This window comes from Micromonospora sp. CNZ285 (genome assembly GCF_004637285.1).
The window spans coordinates 1,126,592-1,145,373 of record NZ_SPQD01000001.1 but is presented as its reverse complement, the minus strand read 5'-3'; the positions used below and the strand labels follow the sequence as shown (position 1 = coordinate 1,145,373).

Sequence of the window (18,782 nt, the reverse complement as noted above, 5' to 3'; positions counted from 1 at the left end):
GCCGCCGCCGCACAAGCGTTCAGGACGCCGCGCAACTGCGACCGGTCCGCAGTCGACCGGCCGGGCGGTACGGTGCCACGACCGTACCCAGCCCGTGCGGCCGGCGCAGTCGGCGCGGGTGCGGCCGGGAGGTGCGATGGAGGACCTGGCCACGGTGAGCGCGACCGCGTTGCTGCGCGCCCTCGACGCCGGCGCCGTGTCCAGCGCCGACCTGGTCCGGGCCCACCTGGACCGGATCGAGCGGTTCAACCCGGCCGTGAACGCGGTGGTGGCGGTGGACCGGGACCGGGCGCTCGCGGCGGCGGCCGCCGCCGACCGGGCACGCGCCGCCGGGGAGCCGCGCGGTCCGCTGCACGGCCTGCCGATGACGGTGAAGGACGTGTTCGAGACCGCCGGCCTGGTGACCACCGCGGGCGCGCCCGAGCTGGCCGGGCACCGGCCGGACCGCGACGCCGAGGCGGTCGCCCGGCTGCGCGCCGCCGGCGCCGTCGTGGTGGGCAAGACCAACGTGCCGCCGTACGCGGGCGACTTCCAGACCGACAACCCGGTGTACGGGCTGACCCGTAACCCGTGGGATCCCGGGCGTACCGCGGGCGGTTCCTCGGGCGGCTCCGCCGCCGCGCTCGCGGCCGGGCTCACCCCGCTGGAGCTGGGCAGCGACATCGCCGGGTCGATCCGGCTGCCGAGCCACTTCTGCGGCGTGTACGGGCACCTGCCGACCTTCTCGGCGGTGCCGACCCGGGGGCACATCCCCGGCCCGCCCGGCACGCTCGGCACGTCGCCGCTGGGCGCGGTCGGCCCGATGGCCCGGCACCCGGCCGACCTCGACCTGGCGCTGGGCGTGCTGGTGGGCGACGACGCGGGCGGCGTACCGGGCGGGACGCTGCCCCCGGCGCCCCCGGCGACGCGGCGGATCAGCGGCTGCCGGATCGCGGTCTGGCTGGACAACCCGCTGATGCGCACCGACCGGGAGACGCTGCGGGTGCTCCGGGAGTTCGTGGCGCGCCTGGCCGGCGCGGGCGCGCTGGTCGAGGACCGGCTCCGGCCGCCCCGGCCGTTCTACGAGTCCTACGAGATCTACCTGGAACTGCTGCTGGGCGTGCTCAGCACCGACTTCTCCGACGCCGACTTCGCCAAGCTGGCCCGGATCGCCCGCCGGGCCCGCACCGACGACGACCGCCCGGTGGTGCGGCTCGCCCGGGGCCTCGCCCAGCCGTACCGGGCCTGGCACCGCGGCGCCGAGCGGCAGGCGCGGTCGGCCGCCGCGTGGCAGGCGGTCTTCGAGCGGGTGGACCTGGTGATCACGCCGTCCGCGCCGCTTCCGGCGTACCCGCACCAGACCGACGCTCCCCCGCTGGCCCGGCAGCTCACAGTGGACGGCCGGCCGGCGCCGTACGCCGGGCAGCTGGTGTGGGCGAGCCTGGCGAGCCTGGCCCGGCTGCCCGCCACCGCCGTGCCGGTGGGCCGCACCGCGGCCGGGCTGCCGGTCGGGGTGCAGGTGATCGGGCCGCGCTGGGGTGACCGGGGCACGCTGGCCTTCGCCGCGGCGGTGCACGAGCTGACCGGCGGCTACACGGCCCCGCCCGGCTACTGAGTCGGACGGCCGCCGTCCGCGCGGCGGACCTGGTCGCCGACCTCGACCACCGCGTACCAGCAGACGCTGCACGCGGCGCGGGCGCTGCCGTGGGCCTGCCGGAGGCGCTCGTGCGACTCGGCACCCGGGGTGGAGCCGGCCGGCCACCGGGCCGCCACCTCGACGAGGTCGCGGGCCGCGTCGAGCACCGCGGCGAGCGCGTCGCCGAGCGGGTCGGCGCGTGGTCCGACCAGGTCGGCGACGGCGGACAGGAGCGCGTCGACCCGCTCCACGGGGACGGGACGCGCGGCCGGGGCGGCGTCGAGGGCCGGACGCCGGCCGTTGGCGACGGTCAGCCGGGTGCCGTTCGTCCGCGCGCCCGCCGGTTCGCCGGTCATGCCGTCACCGCGGCGCCGGGGCGGTTCGGGTCGTGTTCCCGTCCCGCCGGGACCGTCCAGCGGCCGGGCGGCCGGTGGTGCCGGACGCCGCCCACGTCGATCTCCACCGGCACCGGGGACTCCACCGTCACCTCCGTGCCCACCTCGACCGTGAGCGGGCCGTGCGGCGTCGGCACCGCCCCGCGCGCCCAGTCCAGGTCACCCAGGCGCGGCGCGACCCGGGCCCGGGCGAAACCGGGTGCCGCCGGGCCCGCACCCAGCGTGTACAGCGGCAGGTCCCGGCTCGGCGTGGCGGACCAGCCGTGGCAGAGCGAGCCGCCCGACCAGGTCTCCGGCCAGGTGTCCGACTCCTCCGTCAGCAGCGCCCGCCAGTCCCGGCACAGCCGGGCCACGTGCTCCGCGCCGCCGAGCGCGGCGACCGCGTCGTGCACCACGTACCGGAAGAACGGTTGTGCCGCGACCACCTGGCGGTCCACGTCCCAGTCCGGTGGCGGCGGGCCCATCGCGGCCCGAAGCGGCATGACGCCGAAGGACCAGGCGCTTGTCACCCGGTCCTCCCGCGCGAGCAGGAACCGCAGCACCGCGGCCCGCGACGCGGCCGGGACGAGGCCGCCGACGACTGCCGCCGCGGCGGCGTGGTCGCTGAGGCCCGGACCGGCCACGCCGTCGCGCGCCCAGTCCCGGTAGCCGCCGCGCGCGGGGTCGAAGAAGATCCGGTACGCCTCGGCGAGGCGGCGGTGCTGCGCGCGCGCCCAGCGGGCCCGGCCGTGGTCGCCGAGCCACGCGGCCATCTCGGCGAAGTCGGTCAGCGCACGTCCCCACAGCCCGTTGAGCACCGCGCCGGCGCCGTGGCCCTGCACGCTGGCCCAGTCCAGCAGCACCCAGCCGGTGACGTCGGTGAGCAGCCCGTCGCGGGCGAACTCGGCGAACCAGCGCAGCACGCCCTCGGCCACCGGCAGCAGCGCGGCGACCTCGTCCCGGTCGCCGGCCCACCACCACAGGTTGCGCACCGACCGGATCCAGTGCAGCGACCAGTCCGGGATGGTGGTGGTGGCGCGGTGCTCGAAGTCGCAGGCCACCGCCATCGGCAGCAGCCCGTCCGGGCCGGGGACGGCGGCCAGGCGCGGATGCCAGCGGGCCAGCCGCCAGTCCGGGTTGGTGACCAGGTCCACGGCCTGGTGCACCACCGAGTCGCCGGTCCAGGCGCGCTGCTCCCGGGTCGGGCAGTCGATGTACGCGTCCTGCGCGGTCAGGTCGACGGTCCGCAGGCCGACCCGGTGGATCTCGTCCAGCAGCGGGTCGCTGCACGTGAAGAACGGGCCGGACGGCCGTGGGCGCAGCCGTTCGTGCACCGTGACGGCGTCCACCGTGACCCGGCCGGAGCCGGTCAGGCGCAGCACCGCGTACCGGCCGCCCCCCGGGTCGGCGGTCTCGAACGTGTCGGCGTGCCCGCGCAGCGTGTAGGAGAACGCGGCGCTCGGCGGCGACGGCGCGCCCTCGCCGTCCAGGCGTTCGCCGAGCGAGCCGTCTGCGACCACGCCGGCCGGGCCGGTCAGCCGCAGCGCCAGCGTGCCGGCGACGACCCGGCCGAAGTCGGCGGTGAGCACCTCCGGCGATCCGGCGTCCAGGTCGACGGTCAGCGGCAGCGTCGCCGGCTCACCGGGCGTGCCGGGCCGGTGCCGCCGCAGCGCGGACGGGATCCTCGGCGTCACGGCCGGCGGCGCGGTGACACGCGGCGGCATCGGCCCGTACGGGTCGGTGGGCGGGACCGCCCGGCCGATGCCCCCGAGGTGTAGCGCGGTGACCATGCGGGGCGCGGACCAGCCCTCGTCCGGGTGGCCGGGCCGCAGCCAGTCCGGGTCGAGCCGGCGGCCGTCGAGCACCTCCGGGCGGGCCTGGCCGAGACCGGACGGGCGCTGGCGCGTCCACGCGTCACTCACCCGGCAGCGCCAGGTCCGGTCGGTGCCGAGGACGCCGCCGGGCAGGTCGACCTCGGCGACGAGCACCCCGGCGCCGTGGCTGAACGTCGGTACCGCCGGCATCCACCAGGCGGTCGGCTCGCCGTAGAAGCGCACCAGCACCCCGACGACGTTGACGCCGGGACGCAGCGCCGCGGCCACGTCGACGGTGTCGTGGAGCAGGCGGCGGGGATGGCTGCGGGCCGGGCCGCGGGCCAGTTCCACGCCGTTGACCCACAGCACGTACCGGGAGTCGGCGGTGATCCGCATCGGCGCCCGCCCGGGCACCCGGTCGAGCGTGAACTCGCGCCGGAACAGCACCCGCCGGTCGTGGACCCGCTCGTCGACCTCCGGGATGCTCTGGAACTCGCCGGTGCGGCGGATGCCGGTGTCCTGGCACCAGATCCACCGGCCGGTCCACGGGCGGCGCCCGTCCGTCGTCACATCATCCATGGGTCCGGCACCGGCACGCCGAGCAGCGCCCGGCCCACGCGGGTCTCGTGGTACTCGGAGAAGTAGCCGTGGTGACTGCCGGCGTTGATGTCGCGCCAGCACCGTTGCAGCGGCGACCGGTTGTAGAGGGCGCTGCCCCCGGCCAGCCGGAAGATCGAGTCGACGGCGGCGGTCCCGGCGCGCATGGCGTTGCCGGTGGCCAGCCGCACCGCGACCCGGTCGTCCATGGTCATCTCGTCGCCGGCGAGCGTACGGTCCCACGCCCGGCCCAGCGTGTCCTGCACGTACGCGTGCGCGGAGCGCAACTGCCCCTCGGCCCGCGCGACGGTCAGCTGGACCGACTGCTCCTCGGCCAGCGGGCGGCTGCCCCGCGACTTGTGCGGGGCCACGGTGACGAACTCGTCGATCGCGCGCCTGGCGATGCCCAGCGGGAAGCCGGCGAACAGCACGCCCATGAGCGCGAAGAAGGACCAGCGGAAGATGGTCCCGTCCAGCTTGGCCGACTCGAAGATCGGGTTCGCGGTGTACTCCGGCGGCACCCGTACGCCGCTCATGCGCACGTCGTTGCTGCCGGTGCCCCGCAACCCGGCGACGTCCCAGGTGTCGAGCACCTCGACGTCCGCGGCCGGGACGAAGACCAGCCGCCAGTCGGGGCGCCCGGGCGGGACGACGGCCGGCTTGTCGCCGTCCATCACCATCACGCCGTTGGCGAACCAGGAGGCGTTGCGGCAGCCGCTGTTGAACGGCCAGCGGCCGTCCACGACCAGCCCGCCGCCGGGATCCGGCGTCGCCTTGCCCAGCGGCGCGAACACGGTGGCGATGGCGCGTGGCCGGTCGGCGAGCACCGAGCGGGCGACGTCCGGCTCCAGCCAGGCGACGAAGAACGTGGCGTTGAGGCTGAGGATGGTGAAGCCGACCGAGCCGTCCGCGCGGGACAGCTCGGTGATGACGTCCACCACGGCCATCGGGTCGAGTTCGAGGCCGCCGAACGCCTGCGGCAGCATCAGGTCGATCAGCCCGGCCCGGGAGATCCGGTCCAGCAGATCGGGGGGTACGCAGCCGAGGCGTTCGCCTTCGGCGGCCCGGTCCGCGATCGTCGGCGCCAGTTCCCGGGCCGCCTTGAGGGCGTCGATCGTCACGGGGGTGGTCGAGGTCATTTGACGTTCCTCCACATTCGACACGCGTGCGGATCGGCCGTCGCCGGGTCAGTCTGCCAACGCCGGTACGGCCGGAACAACGATGTGCGCCGGCACAGCGGCCGGCTGGGTGCGGCCGAGCGGCGCGACCGCCTCGGCCAGCGCCGCGAACAGCTCGAACCGGCGCTCGTCGGCGTCCGCGCCCAGGTCCACGACGGCCAGGTCGACGCCGAGTTCCGCGAGGTCCTGGAACCTCCGGTGCGCCGCCCGCGGGTCGGCCACGTCCTCGGCGCGCAGCGCGCCGAACGTGGTCCGCAGGATGTCGTCGTAGGGGCGGCCGGCCTGCTCGCAGTTGCGCCGCAGCAGGTCCAGCTTGAGCCGCAGCATCGGCAGCCCGCCCGCCTCGAACAGGTTGCAGGCGTCGGCGTAGCGGGCCACGAGCCGCAGCACCCGCCGCTCGTGCGCGCCGCCGACCAGGATCGGCGGGCGGCGCAGCGGCGGCGGGCACAGCCGGGGCCGGTCGAGCCGGTAGTGCTCGCCGGCGAACGGGGCGGTGTCGCCGTCCCACACCTGCCGGGTCAGCCGCAGGATCTCCTCCAGCCGGGCGAAGCGCTCCGGCCACGAGCCGACCGGGATGCCCATGTCCCGCTGCTCCCGCTCGTGCCAGGGCGGCCCGATGCCGAGCCAGGCCCGCCCGCCGCTGAGCACGTCCAGCGTGGCGACGGTCTTGAGCAGCACGCCCGGGTGCCGGTACGTCGCCGAGGTGGTGAGCGTGCCCAGCTCGATCCGGCTGGTCCGGGCCGCGACGAACGCCAGCGCCGTCCAGGACTCCGGCACCGGGTCGTCCTCGCCGCCGAACATGGGGATCTGGAAGAGGTGGTCGTTGAGCCAGAGGCTCGCCGCGCCGGCCCGCTCGGCCCGTACGGCGAACGCGGCGAGCCGCTCGCCCAGCGCCGCCGTCCCGCCGGGACCGGTGAAGTCGCCGACGAACACTCCCATCCGCATCCTGGTGCTCCCTCCACTGCGGTCCGGCCGGGTACGTGTGTGCCCGTCAGCAGCGCTGCAGGATCGAGGCGGTGCCCTGCGAGCCGCCGCAGCACATGGTGATCAGGGCCAGCTCCGTGCCGGTGCGTTCCAGCTCGTGCAGCGCGGTGGTGATCAGCCGTGCGCCGGTGGCGCCCATCGGGTGCCCGAGCGCGATGGCCCCGCCGTTGACGTTGACCCGGTCCAGGTCCGCGCCGAGGCGCCCGGCCCAGGACAGCACCACGGCGGCGAACGCCTCGTTGACCTCGTACCTGTCGATGTCGCCGAGGCTCATGCCGGCGCGGGCGAGGATCCGGCCGGTGGCCTCCACCGGGCCGTCGAGCAGGTAGTACGGGTCGGCGCCGGTCACCACCTGGTGGGTCAGCCGGGCGCGGGCCGGCAGGCCGAGCGCCCGGGCCCGGCCGGCCGACATCCACAGCACCGCCGCGGCGCCGTCGGAGACCTGCGAGGTGGTGCCGGCGGTGTGCAGGCCGCCGTCGACCGTGGGGCGCAGCGCGGCCAGCCCTTCCGGGGTGGAGGCGCGCAGCCCTTCGTCGACGGCGACCGGTGGGCCGCCGGGCACCGGCACCGGCACGACCTCGCGGTCGAAGTGCCCGGCGGCCCAGGCCGCAGCCCCCCGCCGCTGCGAACGCAGGCCGTACGCGTCGAGCTGGTCACGGGTGAGTCCCTGCCGTGCGGCGATCCGCTCGGCCCCGCCGAACTGCAGCCGGGGCGGGTCGTCCCACGGGTAGTCCTCGGTGCGGAAGTCGGCCGCGCCGGTGAAGTTGCTGCCCACCGGCACCCGGCTCATCGACTCCACCCCGCAGGCGATGCCGACGTCGATGGCCCCGGCGTGGATGAGCGCTGCGACCAGGTGGTTGGCCTGCTGGGCCGAGCCGCAGCTCACGTCCACTGTGGTGGCCGCGACCCGGTGGTCCAGGCCGGTGGACAGCCACGCGTTGCGGGTCACGTTGAGGCCCTGCTCGCCGACCTGGGTCACGCAGCCGCCGATGATCTGGTCGACGTCTGCGGGTGCGACGCCGGTGCGCTCCAGCACGGCCAGCAGCACGTGGCGCAGCAGGACCGCGGCGTGGACGCCACTGAGCGCGCCCCGGCGGCGGCCGATCGGGGTGCGGACCGCCTCGACGACGACCGGGTCGCGGTCGGGCGGGGTCACCGGGGCACCAACCGCACCGGCAGGCTGGTCCGGCCGCGCAGCACCAGGCTGCGGGTCAGCACCGGCTCCCCGGCCGGCTCCACCCGGATCGCGGCGGCGAACAGCTCGTGCAGCACCGCCGCGACCTCGGCGGTGGCCAGCCGCGCGCCGAGGCAGAAGTGCGGGCCCGCGCCGAAGCCGACGTGGTCGTTGGGGCGGCGGTCCGGCCGGAACTCGTCCGGCTGGTCGAACCGGCGGCCGTCTCGGTTGGCCGCGCCCCAGACCAGCAGCACCCGGGCGTCGGCGGGCAGCGTACGGCCGTGCAGCTCCACCGGCTCGCGGGTGCCCCGCCACAGCGCCTGGACGGGGGTGTCGTAGCGGATCGCCTCGTCCACGGCGGTCGGCACCAGGCCCGGGTCGTCGCGGATGCGGTCCTGCAGCCCGGGGAAGCGCAGCAGCGCGGCCATCAGGTTGGTCAGCAGGTTCGTGGTGGTCTCGATGCCGGCGACGAGCAGGAACGCGCAGAACGCCAGCAGTTCCTGCTCGGACACCCCGGCGGAGCGGGCGGTGGCGATCGCGTCGAACAGGTTGGCCCGGCCCGGCGTGGCGCGGCGGAGCTGACGGCTGAAGTAGCGGAACATCTCGATCCCCCGGCCCACCCGGGGCGGCCCGGACGCCTGGTCGAGGTCCTTGGTGATGACTGTGGACCAGTCCCGGAACTCCTCGTGCATGTCCGCCGGCACGCCGAGCAGGTCGGCGAGCACGAGCACCGGCAGCGGCTCGGCCAGGTCGGTGAAGAAGTCGCCGCACCCGGCCTCGCTGCGTTCCCGCAGCACCCGTACGCGTTCGCGGGCCAGCGCGCGGATCCGGGGCGTCGCCGCGGTCACCGAGGCGGGGGTGAAGGCGCCCGCCACGGCGCGCCGGAAGATCTGGTGCTCGGGCGGATCGGTGGCGATGAGCACCCGCACCGACGGCGCGCCGATGCGGTAGCTGACGCCGGTCTGCGGGCCACCGGCGACCGCGAAGTCCGGGCTCATGCCGATCTTCGAGGAGAACCGGGCCGGGTCGCGGGCGATGGCGACCACGTCGTCGTACCGGGTCACCATCCACACGTCGTACTCGGGCAGGTAGCTGACCGGGTCGTGGTCGCGCAGCCGCGCGTAGGCCGGGTACGGGTCGGCCAGGACGGCGGGGTCGAACGGGTCGAACAGTCGCGCCGACTCCCGTGCGCTCGCGGTCATCCGCAGCCTCCCGCCGTGTCGGTGTCGTACGCCCCGATCCGCCGGGCCGCGCCGGCCGGCGCGGCCCGCCGCACCGGGGTGGGGTGTTCCAGCTCGGCGACGAAGTCGTCCACCCGGTCCAGGCCCCAGAACCGGTGCCGGCCGATCCGGAAGTACGGGATGCCGAAGATGTCGTCGTGGTACGCCTGTTCCAGGCAGTCGACCGCCTCGGCCCGGATCCGCGGGTCGTCGGTGGCCCGGGCCGCCGGTCCGGGGTCGAGCCCGGCCTCCCGGGCGATGCGCTCGACCGCCTCGACGGTGCAGATGTCCTCGCCGCGCTCCCAGCGTGCCGCGCACGCCGCCTCGTAGAACTGCCGGGCCCGGCCCGCGCGGCGGGCCCGCAGCCAGGCCAGGTGCGGCAGCTCCCACCACGGGTCGTCGTCGATCGGCCAGCGCATCGGCACGCCGACGCGGGCGGCCTGCCGTTTGGTGTCGTGCAGGATGTAGAGGTGCTTCGCCTTGCTCATCTGGGCGTAGTGCAGTTCCGCGCCACGCTCCCGCAGCGCCGCCTCGGTGACCGCGTCCGGGTTCCAGAACGGCACGAAGGTGACCCGGTCGTCCAGGTCCGGCACCCGCCGGCGCAGGACGGTTATCGCCAGCCAGCTGAACGGGCTGCGGAAGGAGAAGTGCACGCGCGGCTGTGTCGTCGGTGTCATCGGGCCGGCCTCTCCGCGTCGGTGCCGTACCGGGCGAACCGGTCGATCGACCGGCCGAGCCGGTGGGCGTGTCGCCGGTGGCAGAAGTGGTCGTAGTCGGGTTCGCAGGCGAGCAGGCCCAGCGGCAGCCGGTCGGTGAGCGCCCGCAGGTGGTCCCGGTTGAGCCCGGGGTCGCGTTCGCCGCCGACCACCAGCACCGGGATCTCCACCGTCTGCACCGGCAGGTGGCCGCTGGCCAGGTACTGCTCGAAGACCGCCAGGAACGCGCTCGGGCCGGTGCGCTCCCACGCCCGTTCGAGCATCGATTCGAGGATGTCGGGTTCCAGGGACGTCTTGCGGGCGGTCAGCCGCGAGCGCAGCCCGTCGCTGATCTGGCGCTGGAAGATCCGCCGCGACCTGTCGAACGCGCGCCAGGTCACCGGCGCGTCGTGCGGCCGGTAGAACGGCGTGGTCAGCACCGCCGAGCGGGCCGGCGGCTGCGGGCTGGTGGCCAGCAGCTCCAGGATCGCGTTGGCGCCGAAGGAGTGCCCGACCAGGACGGTCGGTGGCGCGGGCAGCTTCGACAGCCCGGCCGCCACCCACTCCCCCGGCCGCCCGGCGTACCGCCAGGAGTAGTCGTTGCCGGCGTGCCAGGGCACGCACATCGCCAGCGTCCGCCACTGCGGGCCGAGGCTGCGGGCGAGCGCGGTCCAGCCCCGGCAGTCGTCCTCCATGCCGTGCACGAACACCGCGACCGGGCCGTCGCCGTCGGCCGCAGTGGCGTCCCGGTCGTCGGCGGTGAGGCCGTGCAGTCGCGGTGGGATCATCGCCGGCTCCGGCCCCGGACCACCGCGGCGCCGACGCCGCCCTCCGGCGTCCGCGCCACGAGCAGCGAGTACGCGCCGTCGCGGCTCGGGTCGGCGCGGTGCCGGGCGAGCACCGCGGCCAGTTCCCAGGCCCCGGTCGCCGCCTGGCAGTCCCCGACCACGTCGTCGACGTGCAGCCGCTCGGCCGGCGAGCGCCCGCCGAGCCCGTCGTCCACCGCCGCCCAGACCTCGGCGTCGTCGCGCGCGTCGCCACGCCGGCCGCAGGCGACAGTGGTCACGTCCGCGCCGTCCACGCCGGCCTCGGCCAGCGTGGCCCGGACGAGTGCGGAGAGCGCGGCGGGCCGGGACTGCCCGGCCGGGCAGAAGCCGACCCGCACGGCGAGGACGGCGCCGTCGGCCGGCCCGTCCGGTTCGCGGCGCAACACGAACGCGGCGCCGCCCTCCCCGGCGACGGTCCCGCCGGTACGCCGCACGGTCCAGGCGGCGTGCGGGGTGAACTCCTCCACCGTGGAGGCCAGCAGCACGTCGGCACGGCCCCGGCGGAACAGGTTCGCGCTGTAGCGCAGCCCGGTCAGGAACGCCAGCGGCCCTCCGGCGACGGTGGCGTTCGGCCCGTGCAGCTTGTACCAGATGGCCGACTGACCGGCCGCGCAGTTCATCACGGTGTTCGGGAACAGCGCCGGGTTCACCAGGTACGGCGGCTGCTGGGTGAACGTCTCCGCCGCGTAGTCCACGCTCGACTTGACGCTGCCGGCGGTGGTGCCGGTGACGATGCCGATCCGGTCCCGGTTGTCGTCGGTGACCACCAGCCCGGCGTCCTCGATGGCCCGGCCGCAGGCGACCACAGTCAGCGAGGTGCGCCGGTCGAAGAAGGCGGTGCCGCGGCGGCGCAGGTGCGCCTTCACGTCGAAGCCGACCAGGGCGTGCGCCCGCGCGTCGGGCAGTTCGTCGGCGTACATGCCGGTGACCGGCACCGGCTGCGGCGCGGCGCCGAGCGCCGTGGCGAACGCCTCCGGGCTGTCCGCGGCCGGGCCCACGACGCCCCAGCCGGCGATCGTCAGCGCGGTCACGACGGCGCCCCGAGCAGGACGATGGCGTTGTTGCCGCCGAACGCGAAGCCGTTGTTCTGGGCCACCCGTACCGGCGCGGGGCGGGCCCGGTTCGGGATCGGGTCGAGCCACGACATGGCCGGGTCCGGCGACGCCCAGTTCACCGTCGGCGGCAGGAACCCCCTGGCGATGGCGACGGCGGACGCGATCGCGCCGAACGCGCTGGCCGCGCCCATGGTGTGGCCGAGCATCGACTTGATCGAGCTGACCGGCGGCACCTTCCCGTCGAACGCCTCGAACAGCGCCTCCGCCTCGGTGGCGTCGTTGGCGGCGGTGCCGGTGCCGTGCGCGCAGACGTAGTCGACGTCCGACGGGCTGATCCCGGCGTTGTCGAAGGCCAGGCGCATGCACGCGGCGATGGTCGCCGCGTTCGGCGCGACCATGTGGCTGGCGTCGCAGTTCAGCGCGTAGCCGAGCACCTCGGCGTAGGGCCGGGCGCCCCGCGCGGCGGCGTGGTCGGCGGACTCCAGCACCAGCATCGCGCCGCCCTCCGCGGTGACCATGCCGGAGCGGTTCAGGTCGAACGGCGCGCAGGCGGTCTCGGCGACGGCACCGAGCCGCACGAACCCCGCGTGCGCCCACCGGCACACCGAGTCGGCGCCGCCGGTGAGCATCACCTCGGCGTCGCCGGCGGCGATCGCGTCGTACGCGTAGCCGATGGCGTAGTTGCTCGCCGAACAGGCGGTCGCCAGCGTCACCGACTCACCCGTCACGCCCAGCTCCTCGTTGACGGCGAAGGCCAGCCGCCCGGCCGGCAACCCCGCCAGCAGCGCCGGCTCCACGGCGGCGAACCCGGCGTCGACCACCCGCCGGCCGAACTCCTCGGTCAGCTTCGACTCGCCGCTGGTGGTGCCGACCACCACGCCGACCCGGTCCGGTGCCAGCGCACCGGCGTCGAGTGCCGCGTCCAGGCCGGCGTCGCGCACCGCGAGCCGGGCGGCGGCGGCCGCGAACAGGGACGAGCGGCCCCACGCCGCGACGTCGAGCCGGCGCAGCAGTTCCGCCGGGACGAAGTCGCGGACCTCACCGGCCATGGTGCGCGGGAAACCGGTGGTGTCGAAGCTACGGATCGGCCCGACGCCCACGCGCCCCTCGCGCAGCCCCTGCTCGAAGGCGCGGGCCCCGATGCCGATGTTGGAGACCGGCCCGACGCCGGTGATCACGACACGGTTCATCGCACTAGCTGTCCCAGCCCGCGTAGGTGGCGGTGATCTCGTACACCGCCTTGAGGTTCTCCATCCCGGCCAGCTCCCGCTGCGGGATCTCCACCTTGTAGCGCTTCTCGATCCGCGCCAGCATCTCGATCGCCCGCAGCGAGTCGGCCTCGTACTCGTCCTGGAAGTCGGCGGTGTCCGTCAGCTCCGACGGCTCGACCTCGAGCACCTCCGCGACCAGCTCGCGCAGCTCCTCGAGGTGGGTTTGCTTGTCCGACATGACACTGTTCCTCTCCTGGTACGACGGTCGGTGGGGCACGGCACGGGCGTCACAGGACGATCCCGCCGTCGACGTGGAAGACCTGGGCGGTGATGTACGACGCGGCGGGCGACAGCAGGAAGGCCACCAGCGGCGCCACGTCGTCCGGTACGCCGAAGCGCCGCAGCGGGATGGCGGCGAGCGCCTTGGCGCGCGACTTCGACGACAGCGCCGAGGTCATGTCGGTGTCGATGAACCCGGGCGCGACCACGTTGGCCCGCGACCCGTAGGGCGCCATCTCCTTGGCCAGCGAGCGGGTCAGGCCGATGATGCCGGCCTTCGCCGCCGCGTAGTTGGTCTGACCGGCGTTGCCGTAGACACCGGCGACCGAGGAGATGTTGACGATGTCGCCGGCCCGCCGCTTGAGGAAGCGGAACCCGACGGTGCGGCACAGGTTCCAGGTGCCGGTGAGGTTGACGTCCAGCACGTCCCGCCACTGGTCGGCGCGCATGAGCACGGCCGGGGCGTCCCGGGTGATGCCGGCGTTGTTGACCAGCCCGGTCAGCGGGCCGATCTTCTTCTCCGCCAGCGCCACCAGCTCCTCGACGGCGTCCGGGTCGGACACGTCGCAGGACTGGAACAGGCAGCGCACGCCGTGGGCGGCGACCTCCGCCTCGGCCGCCTCGGCGTCCTCGCCGTCGCGCCGGTAGCAGCCGGTGACGTCGTAGCCCAGACCGGCCAGGTGCACCGCGACGGCGCGGCCGATGCCCCGGGAGGCGCCGGTGACCAGGACGTGCCCGGCGGACTCGGAGCCGCTCATGCCGGCGTACCCCCTTCCCCGGCGCCCGGCCGGAACTCGACGTAGGCGAACCCGCCCGGCAGTGCCACCGGCGCGGTCGGGTGCACGGCCCGCAGGCCGGCCACCGCCCCCAGCGCCGCCAGTTGCGCGGCGGTGCGCTGGCGGCCGGCGAAGAGGGTGAGCATCTTCAGGTCGGCGGCGACCGACCACCGGTCCGGTTCGCCGGCCGGGATGTCCTCCACCACGAGCACCCGGCGGCTCACCGCGGCGCAGCGGCGCAGGATCGCCGCGGCGGTCGCGTCGTCCCAGTCGTGCAGGATGTCGAACAGCAGGTGGGTGTCGCCCTCGGGCACGGCGTCGAGGAAGCTGCCGGCGACCACCTCGCACCGGTCGGCCAGGCCCGCCTCCCGCACCGCGGCGCGCGCCCCGGCAGCCGGTCCGGGCAGGTCGAACACGGTGCCGCGCAGACCCGGGTGGGCGCCCAGGACGGCGATCATCGTGGCGCCGCGACCGCCGCCCACGTCGACCAGGTGCCGGGTGCCGTCCCACGGCACCACGGCGGCCAGGTCGGCGGCGACGCGCCGGGACTTGCCGGCCATCAGCGCGTCGAAGGCGTCACCGCGGGCCGGGTCGGCGGCCAGGTCGTCCCAGAAGGAGCGGCCGTGGACCCGGTCGTACCCGGGTTCGCCGGTGCGCACCGCGTGCAGCAGCCCGGCCAGCGCCAGGTCCATCCGCCCGCCCGGCCCGTCCAGGTCCAGCCAGGCCCGCAGGCCCGACGGGTGGGCGGTGGCGAGCATCCGGCCGGCCGGGGTGACCGCGTACGTGCCCGGCTCGGGTTCGGTGTAGAGGCCGAGCTGGACCAGGTAGCGCAGGAGCCGGCCGAGCGCGTCCGGGTCGGCGCCGCCGGCCCGGGCGAGCGCCTTGAGCCCGGTGTGACCGTCGGCGATGTGGTCGGACAGCCGCAGTGTGGCGGCGACCCGCACGGCGAACGGCGGGAGCATCTCGAGCATCGCCGAGATGTCGGCGCGACGGGCGACCATGGTCAGCGGTCCGCCGTGTACAGCCGGCCCCGCGACCAGACCCGCGGCACGCCGCCCCAGCGCATCGCGGAGGCGGCGTCGGGGAAGAAGCCGCGTCCGGGGTGGTTGGCGCTGGTGTTGCAGAGCACCGGGATGCCGGAGTGCCGCTCGTACGCGGTGAGCAGTTCGAACAGCAGCGGATGGGCCGGGCCGACGGTCTGCAGCCGGGCGCTGCCGTCGGCGTGCACCACCGCCGGCACCCGGTCCCGCCACCCGGGCCGGATGTGGTGCTCGAAGAGCATGTACGGGTCGGGTGTGCCGGGGTCGAACACCTCCGGCGCCCGCTCCTCCAGGCAGATCGGCGCCACCGGCCGGTACGACTCGCGCAGCTTGATCTCGTTGAGCCGGTCCTTCATCGCCGGGTCGTGCGCCGGGGCGATGATGCTGCGGTGGCCGAGGGCGCGCGGGCCCAGCTCGGCCCGGCCGTCGACCACCACGACCGGCTCGCCGGTGCGGTGCAGCAGCTCGGCGAGTTCGGCGACGCTGCACGGGCGGCCGGTCCAGCCGGGCGGGACCGGCGAGTCGACGAGGTCCGGGCCGTCGAACACCGACCAGCGCAGCGCGGCGCGGCCGGTGCGGCGGAACAGCTCCGCGCAGGCGGTGCCGATGGCCGAGCCGGCGTCGTTCGGGAACGGTGGCACCCACACGTCGCTGAAGTCGCCGCTGGCGCGCAGCCCGGAGTTCCACTTGATGTTCAGCGCGCAGCCGCCGGACAGGCAGAGCGGCTCGCCGGCCCGCACGTATGCGGCGCCCGGGCCGGTACGCAGCCCGCGCAGCAGCAGCCGGAACAGGAACTCCTGGAACGAGGCGAGGATCGCCGCGTCCGAGAGCCGCAGCGGCGCGAGCCGGCGCCGGGCCTGGTGACTCCAGAGGAACGCGCCGGTGATGCCGATCGGCAGCATCGACTCGGCCAGCTCGGTCATCACCGTGATCGCCTCCTCGCTGGCCGGGGCCAGTGAGGCGTACGCCATCGCCTTGCCGGAGACCGGAAGCAGCGCCTCCAGCTGGGCGAAGTCGCCCAGCCCGCCGAGCCGGCGGCGCTCGTCGGCGGGGACGCCGAACGGCGGGAACAGCGAGGCGAAGATCGGGTAGAGGGCACCGACGATCGGGACCACCACGCCGAGCGAGTGCAGCGCGGGCGTGGCCGGGTCGAACCGGTAGAGGGTGGCGGGCATGCCGCCGTCCCACACCAGGATCAGCGCGGCCCGGTCCGCCGCCGCGTACGGGCTGGTGCTGTAACCGGCGAACGCGTGGCCGGTGGCGTGCGGGTAGCTGGAGTAGTCGAAGGTCTTCGAGCCCAGCGGCAGGCCGCTGCCGGTGGTGCGCGGGTGGGCCGGCAGCGGGTTGCCGGGCTCGGCGATGACCGCGTAGCCGGCCAGGTCGATCATCTGCCGCCCGCCGTCGGGCAGCTCGATCTCCGCCGCGGTCCGTCCGTCGCCGGACTGCACCCAGCCGTCGACGCTTATCGCGTCGATGTCGCCGATGCCCAGGCCGTGGCGCTCCAGCTCGGCCACCACGCCGCTCAGGTCGGTGAGGCGGGCGTGGCGGCGGCGGTTGCCGACCTTCTCCTCCTCGACCGACCAGAGCAGACGGTCGCCCCGGATGAGGGCGTGCGCGCCGTCGTGGGTCAGTTTCAGCCCGCAGATGACCTCGTCGTGCTCGGACAAGTCCGCACCTCCACCGATCGTTGCCAGCGCTCGCACGGTCCGTGGTGGACCGTCACTCCGTCGTGGCGGCCAGCGGCTCGGCTTCCTTGCTCTCCAGCTGCCGCACCACGTGGTTCTCGATGTCGGCGGCGGTACGGATGTTCTGCACGCTCTGCTCGTCGATCGGCGGCAGGTCGAACTCGTCCTCCAGGGCGAAGGCGAGCTCCAGGAGGGCCAGGGAGTGGTACTCCAGGTCCTCGACGAGGAGCACCTCGTCCTGGTCGCCCTTCTCCGGGTTGGGGGCCAGTTCGAGGACCAGCTCCCGCACCCGCTTCCGCGTCTGCTGCTCATTCGGAATCGGCACGGGGGCACCGTAACCCCGCCCCGAGCGCCCCCGGAAGCGTGCGCGGACTCGACCGCGGACACCCTCCGGAGGCGGGTTCAGAGACGCTCGTAGAGCACGTCGTCGGACCACACGTACCGGGTGCGGCCCCAGGACATGGCGGTGCCCGGGTCGGGGAAGAAGCCGCGTCCCGGCAGGTTCGCGCTGGTGTTGCAGAGCACCGGTACGCCGCTGAGGCGCTCGTAGGCGCGTAGCAGGTCGTGGACCACCCGGTTACCGGCGTCGACGGTCTGCAGCCGGGCGCTGCCGTCGACGTGCACCACCGCCGGGATGCGTTCCACCCAGCCGGCCCGGACGTCGTGGTCGAAGAGCATGTACGGGTCGCGGGTGCCGGGCGCGAACACCTCCGGCGCCCGCTCCTCCAGGCAGATCGGCGCCACCGGCCGGTACCACTCCCGGCCCTTGATCTCGTTGAGCCGCTGCTGCATGTCCCGGCTGGTGGCGGGCGCGATGAGGCTGCGGTGCCCGAGCGCGCGCGGGCCCAGCTCGGCCCGCCCGGTGAGCACGACGACCACCTCGCCGCGCTCGTGCAGCAGCGCGGCCAGGTCCTCGACCGGGCACGGCCGCGACGTCCAGCCCGGCGGCACCACGCCGTCCCAGCGCAGCTCCGGCCCGGCGAACTCGCTCCACTGAAGACCGGTACGGCCGGTCGTGCGGGCCATCTCGGCGCACGCGGCGCCGATCGCCGAGCCGGCGTCGTTGGGGAACGGCGGCACCCACACCCGCGGGAAGTGCCCGCTGCTCCGCAGGCCGGAGTTCCACTTGATGTTCAGCGCGCAGCCGCCGGACAGGCACAGCGGCAGCGCCCGCAGCTCCGGGTGCCGGTCGAGCATCGCCACCATGCCGGTGACCAGGGCCCGGAACAGGTACTCCTGGAACGAGGCGAGCAGCTCGGCGTCGGTGGCGCCGAGGCCCCGGGCGAGCTGGAGCACCCGCTGGCTCCACTGGAACGAGCGCATCGGCGTGTCGACCGCGCCGAACTGCGCGGTGACGGCGCCCATCACGTCGATCACCGCCTCCACCGGTTTGCCCAGCCCGGCGTACGCCATCGCCTTGCCGGAGACCGGGAGCAGCGCCTCCATCCCGAACCGGCGGTCCGGGTCGGCGCTGCGCCGGTCGACCCGGAACGGGTCGAAGTGCGAGGCGAAGATCGGGTACAGGCCGCCGATGAACTCGTTGACCCGGCCGACGCCGCGTACCCGGGGTCCGTCCGGTTCGACCAGGTAGAGGAAGGGCGGCATCCCGCCGTCCCAGACCAGGCCGAGCGCCGCCTCGCCGCGCTGCGCGAACGGGCTGGTGCTGTAGCTGGCGAACAGGTGCCCGGTGGCGTGGGTGTAGCTGGCGAAACCGGCCGGGCCGAACCGCTGCGGCAGCGGGCCGTGCCGCGCGTCCAGGGGCCGCGCCGCGTCGGTCACCGGGTCCTCGTAGCCGGCCACGTCCAGCGGGTGCGGGCGCGCGCCGTCGAGCAGCCACACGTACGAGGTGCCGTCCCGGTCCCGGGCCCAGCCGTCGACTGCCACGCCGGTCAGCTCGCCCGCCGACAGGCCGTGCCGGCGCAGCTCGTCGTGGATCACGTCGATGTCGTGCAGTTCCGAGTGGCGGTTGTGGTTGTCGAGCTTCTCCGCCTCGGTGGAGAACAGCAGCCGACCGTCGTCGATCACGGCCACCGCGCCGTCGTGCGTGACCTTCAGTCCGCAGATCAGGGATCGTCCAGGCACCTTCGCAGCCTCCTCGCCGGGTCCGTTCAACTGGGCAGAATGCCCAGTTGCCCGCACCTGACCGGGCAGGCGTGCCAGGGACATCGCGCCCACGTCACACGTCGAGCGCATGCTCGCGCCGGGCCGGCCGGCGCCGCAAGCGTGCCCGCCGGCCGGCTCGCGCGGGCCTGCCGCCG

Annotated in this window: 17 protein-coding genes; 1 reads left to right on the top strand and 16 read right to left on the bottom strand. The window is 75.2% G+C overall.

Annotation, left to right across the window (positions count from 1 at the left end; genetic code table 11):
- Positions 1-136 precede the first annotated feature (136 nt).
- A complete protein-coding gene (locus CLT75_RS05085; protein WP_135239716.1) occupies positions 137-1,594 on the top strand; it encodes an amidase in 1,458 nt (485 codons plus the stop codon).
- On the opposite strand, the gene CLT75_RS05080 is transcribed toward CLT75_RS05085, so the two are convergent.
- The 16 genes from CLT75_RS05080 to CLT75_RS05005 all read right to left on the bottom strand — a co-directional run bounded on the left by CLT75_RS05080 (position 1,588) and on the right by CLT75_RS05005 (position 18,606).
- Positions 1,588-1,971 carry a hypothetical protein gene (locus tag CLT75_RS05080; RefSeq protein WP_135239715.1) on the bottom strand — a complete coding sequence of 128 codons (384 nt, stop codon included), beginning with the start codon at positions 1,969-1,971 and terminating at the stop codon, positions 1,588-1,590. The genes CLT75_RS05085 and CLT75_RS05080 overlap by 7 nt on opposite strands.
- The gene (locus CLT75_RS05075; RefSeq protein WP_135239714.1) at positions 1,968-4,382 is read right to left on the bottom strand and encodes an alpha-L-rhamnosidase-related protein; all 2,415 of its coding nucleotides are present in this window, start codon (positions 4,380-4,382) and stop codon (positions 1,968-1,970) included. The genes CLT75_RS05080 and CLT75_RS05075 overlap by 4 nt, the downstream gene beginning before the upstream one ends.
- Entirely contained in the window at positions 4,370-5,539 is a 1,170-nt protein-coding gene (locus tag CLT75_RS05070; RefSeq protein WP_135239713.1) for an acyl-CoA dehydrogenase family protein, read from the bottom strand. The genes CLT75_RS05075 and CLT75_RS05070 overlap by 13 nt, the downstream gene beginning before the upstream one ends.
- A 48-nt stretch (positions 5,540-5,587) precedes the next feature.
- Complete coding sequence (locus CLT75_RS05065) at positions 5,588-6,523, bottom strand: TIGR03560 family F420-dependent LLM class oxidoreductase (RefSeq protein WP_135239712.1); 936 nt, start codon at positions 6,521-6,523, stop codon at positions 5,588-5,590.
- Between the two features lie 46 nt (positions 6,524-6,569).
- The gene (locus CLT75_RS05060) at positions 6,570-7,718 is read right to left on the bottom strand and encodes a steroid 3-ketoacyl-CoA thiolase (protein WP_135239711.1); all 1,149 of its coding nucleotides are present in this window, start codon (positions 7,716-7,718) and stop codon (positions 6,570-6,572) included.
- Positions 7,715-8,938, bottom strand: a complete 1,224-nt coding sequence (locus CLT75_RS05055) for a cytochrome P450 (protein ID WP_135239710.1) — start codon at positions 8,936-8,938, stop codon at positions 7,715-7,717. The genes CLT75_RS05060 and CLT75_RS05055 overlap by 4 nt, the downstream gene beginning before the upstream one ends.
- Positions 8,935-9,633, bottom strand: coding sequence for a DsbA family protein (locus CLT75_RS05050; protein WP_135239709.1), 699 nt, complete (start codon positions 9,631-9,633; stop codon positions 8,935-8,937). Before CLT75_RS05050 ends, CLT75_RS05055 begins: the two co-directional genes overlap by 4 nt.
- The gene (locus CLT75_RS05045) at positions 9,630-10,439 is read right to left on the bottom strand and encodes an alpha/beta fold hydrolase (protein ID WP_135239708.1); all 810 of its coding nucleotides are present in this window, start codon (positions 10,437-10,439) and stop codon (positions 9,630-9,632) included. The genes CLT75_RS05050 and CLT75_RS05045 overlap by 4 nt, the downstream gene beginning before the upstream one ends.
- A complete protein-coding gene (locus tag CLT75_RS05040) occupies positions 10,436-11,509 on the bottom strand; it encodes a beta-ketoacyl synthase N-terminal-like domain-containing protein (protein ID WP_135239707.1) in 1,074 nt (357 codons plus the stop codon). Before CLT75_RS05040 ends, CLT75_RS05045 begins: the two co-directional genes overlap by 4 nt.
- Positions 11,506-12,723, bottom strand: coding sequence for a beta-ketoacyl-[acyl-carrier-protein] synthase family protein (locus tag CLT75_RS05035; RefSeq protein WP_135239706.1), 1,218 nt, complete (start codon positions 12,721-12,723; stop codon positions 11,506-11,508). Before CLT75_RS05035 ends, CLT75_RS05040 begins: the two co-directional genes overlap by 4 nt.
- A 4-nt stretch (positions 12,724-12,727) precedes the next feature.
- The gene (locus tag CLT75_RS05030) at positions 12,728-12,982 is read right to left on the bottom strand and encodes an acyl carrier protein (RefSeq protein ID WP_135239705.1); all 255 of its coding nucleotides are present in this window, start codon (positions 12,980-12,982) and stop codon (positions 12,728-12,730) included.
- 49 nt (positions 12,983-13,031) lie between these two features.
- Positions 13,032-13,781: a 3-oxoacyl-[acyl-carrier-protein] reductase gene (fabG, locus tag CLT75_RS05025; RefSeq protein ID WP_135239704.1), complete on the bottom strand. Its 750-nt coding sequence runs from the start codon at positions 13,779-13,781 to the stop codon at positions 13,032-13,034.
- Complete coding sequence (locus CLT75_RS05020) at positions 13,778-14,800, bottom strand: methyltransferase (RefSeq protein ID WP_135239703.1); 1,023 nt, start codon at positions 14,798-14,800, stop codon at positions 13,778-13,780. Before CLT75_RS05020 ends, fabG begins: the two co-directional genes overlap by 4 nt.
- Before the next feature lie 2 nt (positions 14,801-14,802).
- Positions 14,803-16,506 carry a carbamoyltransferase N-terminal domain-containing protein gene (locus CLT75_RS05015; RefSeq protein ID WP_135239702.1) on the bottom strand — a complete coding sequence of 568 codons (1,704 nt, stop codon included), beginning with the start codon at positions 16,504-16,506 and terminating at the stop codon, positions 14,803-14,805.
- Between the two features lie 52 nt (positions 16,507-16,558).
- Positions 16,559-16,849 carry a phosphopantetheine-binding protein gene (locus CLT75_RS05010; protein WP_209310268.1) on the bottom strand — a complete coding sequence of 97 codons (291 nt, stop codon included), beginning with the start codon at positions 16,847-16,849 and terminating at the stop codon, positions 16,559-16,561.
- A gap of 77 nt (positions 16,850-16,926) precedes the next feature.
- A complete protein-coding gene (locus CLT75_RS05005; protein WP_135239701.1) occupies positions 16,927-18,606 on the bottom strand; it encodes a carbamoyltransferase N-terminal domain-containing protein in 1,680 nt (559 codons plus the stop codon).
- Between the last annotated feature and the right edge of the window lie 176 nt (positions 18,607-18,782).